Origin of the sequence: Paenibacillus sp. OT2-17, from assembly GCF_009827695.1 — a bacterium.
Lineage (GTDB): Bacteria > Bacillota > Bacilli > Paenibacillales > Paenibacillaceae > Paenibacillus > Paenibacillus polymyxa_B.
Window position 1 is genome coordinate 1 of sequence record NZ_WUDQ01000373.1, and the last position, 3679, is coordinate 3679.

Below are 3679 nucleotides of genomic sequence, written 5' to 3' on the forward strand. Positions count from 1 at the left end.
CGATAATGTCCCCTTATGAGTAAAAACCGCATAAGTTACAGCTGGGAGCAGCTTAGCGACCATTCCCAAGGGAACTACACTCTCCTCGCTAGCCACCTCGACACAAGCAATATACGTGACTTCCCATTGCCTACCTGTAAGTTCAATGACCGCATAAAATATGTCTTCCGTATCCGGCTTTCGCTCAATTTCAAACAAACGCTGCCTAAAGCTCCGCCATAGCTTTCCGACTTCGTCCGAATTGACACCCGGTATCGACATGCCGACCAGATGCAGCTTATTCAGGCAGACAATAGCTGGCACGAGGGAGACGCTCTTATTCAAATGCTGTAGCCCCACTTCATCCAAAGGAAGCTTCTCCATTGCCCGGAACAGCGTGTCCTTCATGTCCCTTTGCTTTCGAAATTGTCCAGGCGAGATGGAGAACATTTTCCCAAAGGCTCGGGCGAAGGATTCCTGAGACTCGAACCGGTACAGGATGGCAATATCTATGATCCTTTGGTTGGTATAAAATAAATCGTATGCTGCTTGTGTCAATCTCCGCTTGCGTATGTACTCCGAGACGGAGTTTCTCGTAACCGATAGGAAGATCCGGTGAAAATGGTACGGCGAATAGCCCGCAGCCTCCATAACCTTGGTGCTTAATCTCTCATCGGTCAGATGATCCTCAATATAGGTAATGGCCTTGATTACCAAATCCTTATAATTCACTTTAATGCCTCCATATCGATATACTCACTTTACGACAGATGGAACGCTCTGTTTTGATATTTTTTGCGGAATTTCACTTTACTCAACAGCTAACATTACTTTCCAAGCGCAGATAGTTTCCTGATCAGCCACACTCTTCGGTTCGCCAAAAGAGCGATCTCTGGAAATTGCTCAGTCTCGCTGGTTTTAAACAAATCTGCCCGTCCCTCGGTTAATGATGCATCGTTAGTCTAAGACTTTATTTTCTCAGTCTACAACTTTATTTTCCAGTCTAATACTTTATTTTCTTTCTACACTGGATCCTAAAAGTCTGGGTATACCAGATAAACCAAAGCCAGTAGCTCCGTTTTCCTTGGCTGTGGAATAGGGCGGTTATTATCTTTTTTTTTCCATATGGGCTTTATTTAATCTTGGCAGCAATATGGTGTGGATTACTTGAGTTTGAAGACACGCCCTAGTTAATTAAAATCTTAAATAAGTTGAATCTTTAGCCGTTGATATAAATCAAAAGGTCTTCGGATTTTTGGTTTAAGAACAAAATAGACTTAGTAGTTTAAACGGGAAAGTAATACAGGTGCTGTAAATTGAACTTAAGTTCTATTCTGAGATATAAAGATTAGATATAAAAACGTTGACTAAATTCAATTTCAAAAGTATAATTCAATTAATCTATTGAATAATTGATAAATTAATTGAGGAGGATTCTATTTATGGGAGCAGTATCTTTAACAAAACAGAATTTTGAATCGAACATTAAAACCGGAGTGACACTAGTCGATTTTTGGGCACCGTGGTGTCCACCTTGTCAAGTGCAACTTCCAATCGTGAACGAGCTAGCTGATGATTTAGCCGGACAAGCAACAATAGCCAAAGTCAACGTTGATGAGGAAATCGAATTGGCTTCACAATTTGGAGTTAGAAGTATTCCAACGCTACTCTTATTTAAAGATGGTAAACTGGCTGAAACAATGGTGGGGATCGAGCAAAAGCAAGCTCTTAGAGAAAAAATTCTAGGATTGCTTAATTAACAGAGTATTCAACAAATCCATTTTTGTAATAATCATTGAAATACATGTGAAGAGAGCGACGGATTTGGATTTTTCTGAACCGTCGTTTTTTTCAATTTATTAAGTGAATTTTTGAGTTAGAATCAAAATGAACTGAAAGTAAATGTTGGATTGCTATTTTATACTTGGACATACTAGTGAGTAATTCGAATGCAGGAAGGCATAACCCGAAAATCCAAGTATTGCAACAAAGAGGAGGTTCCAAATGGAAAGTAGATGTCCTGAATCGGATATTAAAGAACGTTTATATCAGCAATTTGCTCGAATTGGGAAATGTTTATCCAGTGACAAAAGACTTGAGATTATGGATCTCTTATCAAACGGACCAAAATCTGTTGAAAGTTTGGCTACACAAACTGGTATGAGTGTTGCGAATGTATCCCGTCACTTACAAATTTTGCTGGAAGCAAAATTGGTTAGATTTCAAAAAAAAGGTACTTTCGTTATATATAATATTAGTGATTTATCTGTAACTCATTTTTTGTCCTCTTTATGGAATTTGTGTGAGGACAGACTCTCTGACATAAAACAGATTAAAGATGAGTTGAAAAGGCAATATGTAGGTGTTCAAAGTATCACAAAAAAAGAACTATTGGCAAAAATGAAGCAGGATAACATGGTTCTCATAGATCTCCGACCAGTTGAGGAGTATAACACATCTCATATCCCAGGTGCTATATCTGTACCTTTAGAGCAGTTGGAAGAATACCTAAAAACATTAAATAAAGCTGATGTAGAACTTGCTGCATACTGTCGGGGCCCTTATTGTTCTCTTGCATCTCAAGCTGTTGATTTTATTCAAAAACAGGGCTTCACAGCGTATCGAATAGAAGAAGGAGCCCGAGAGTGGAATGCTTACGATGGAGAATGAGGAATGAAATTTAAATAAAAGATGCAAGTGAAAAATATAGTGCTTTTAACATTTAAAGTTGGATTTAGAGAGTTGATAAAACTGAAATTTAATCATTAAATTCAACTGTTCTATTGATTTTAATGATTCGACTTAATATGACAGAACAGAATAGATACAGGATAATTTACTGGCTAACTCAACATTTTCGCTTCCTTGCGGTGTAAGATGTTATCTTTATAATCAAACAAAATCAGGTGCCTGTTTATATTAAATGGATTGACATTAAGAGATAGTTCCGATTTTGAAAAATAGCATTTCAGGAATCCACAATGTCTTCCTAGGGCGATTGCCGTTTGTTTGGGGAAAAGATTTGTCTCCAAAAGATAGCGTAATTATATTGACCAATTAATATTTTAAAGGAAAAAAAGCGGCACGTATTTTACCAAAACAGGGATTTCATGATTTGTATTTATTAGTTATTAGTAGATCCAGTTTCTCAATTAATTGAATGGAGTCAGAAAAGTAAATTAGAACAAAACTGCATTGAATAATATTGGATCTGGAGCCATTCAGTTCCGAATAACATACAGTAAGGCGGGAGATTAATGATAAATGTCCAAGAAATAACTTCAGTGAATGAAATAGATACGTTTATCCAAAATAACCGATTAAGTATGCTATATGTATCTCAAGAGGATTGTAATGTATGTCATGCAATTTATCCCAAACTAAAAGAATTACTCAACAACTATCCAGAAATAAAACTTGCGCATATAGATGCTGGTCAGGTAGAGGCGGTTGCAGGCAAATTATTGATTTTTACAGTTCCCACGATCATCTTATTTTTTGATCAAAAGGAATATCTTCGTGAAGGACGGTTTGTTCAGTTTGAACAATTAGAAGCACGATTAGAACAGTTGTACAATGCGGTATAAATTCTAAGGTAATATCAACATGAAAATAAAACTATTTAATACGATGGAGAAAAGAATGAAGAACCCCGTGATTATTATTGGTGCTGGCTTAAGTGACCTGCGAGCACTGCTAT

The 3679-nt window shown here is 37.1% G+C and carries 4 protein-coding genes; 3 read left to right on the plus strand and 1 reads right to left on the minus strand.

All coding sequences use genetic code 11. The features are described 5' to 3' along the window. Window positions 1-711 (minus strand): helix-turn-helix domain-containing protein (locus GRP75_RS21435; protein WP_160790307.1); only part of this gene is annotated, 711 nt, incomplete at its 3' end. A 710-nt stretch (window positions 712-1421) separates the two neighbouring features. Between GRP75_RS21435 and trxA the strand changes: the two genes are divergently transcribed. The 3 genes from trxA to GRP75_RS21450 all read left to right on the plus strand — a co-directional run bounded on the left by trxA (window position 1422) and on the right by GRP75_RS21450 (window position 3566). Then, the gene (trxA, locus tag GRP75_RS21440; RefSeq protein ID WP_023988721.1) at window positions 1422-1739 is read left to right on the plus strand and encodes a thioredoxin; all 318 of its coding nucleotides are present in this window, start codon (window positions 1422-1424) and stop codon (window positions 1737-1739) included. Window positions 1740-1983: 244 nt separating this feature from the next. Beyond that, window positions 1984-2649 carry an ArsR/SmtB family transcription factor gene (locus GRP75_RS21445; RefSeq protein ID WP_023988722.1) on the plus strand — a complete coding sequence of 222 codons (666 nt, stop codon included), beginning with the start codon at window positions 1984-1986 and terminating at the stop codon, window positions 2647-2649. Between the two features lie 587 nt (window positions 2650-3236). Further along, the gene (locus GRP75_RS21450; protein WP_160790308.1) at window positions 3237-3566 is read left to right on the plus strand and encodes a thioredoxin family protein; all 330 of its coding nucleotides are present in this window, start codon (window positions 3237-3239) and stop codon (window positions 3564-3566) included. Window positions 3567-3679: the final 113 nt, after the last annotated feature.